This is a genomic window from Rosenbergiella epipactidis (assembly GCF_018494055.1).
In the GTDB taxonomy this organism is placed as follows: domain Bacteria; phylum Pseudomonadota; class Gammaproteobacteria; order Enterobacterales; family Enterobacteriaceae; genus Rosenbergiella; species Rosenbergiella epipactidis.
In genome coordinates, this window is record NZ_JABBFQ010000037.1 from 1 (window position 1) to 208 (window position 208).

General features: G+C 53.4%; 1 protein-coding gene. It reads left to right on the forward strand.

Features of this window, described 5'->3' with window-relative positions; all coding sequences use genetic code 11:
* Positions 1 to 208, forward strand: a 208-nt coding sequence (locus HGT71_RS15710; protein ID WP_214218615.1) for an Ig-like domain-containing protein, incomplete at both ends; no start/stop codon positions are given.

A 208-nucleotide genomic window follows, 5' to 3' on the forward strand; every position in this document is an offset into this window, starting at 1 on the left:
GGTCACTGGTAAGGCGGAAGCTGGCTCAACCGTTGCCATCAAAGATGCTGAGGGCAACACCCTGGGCAGTGCAACAGCCGGTAGTGACGGTACCTTTAGCGTTACCCTAACTACAGAACAAACCAATGGCGAAACCTTAAGTGTCACAGCGACGGATGCGGCGAAAAATACCTCTGCAGAAGCAACGACTATCGCGCCAGATACGACT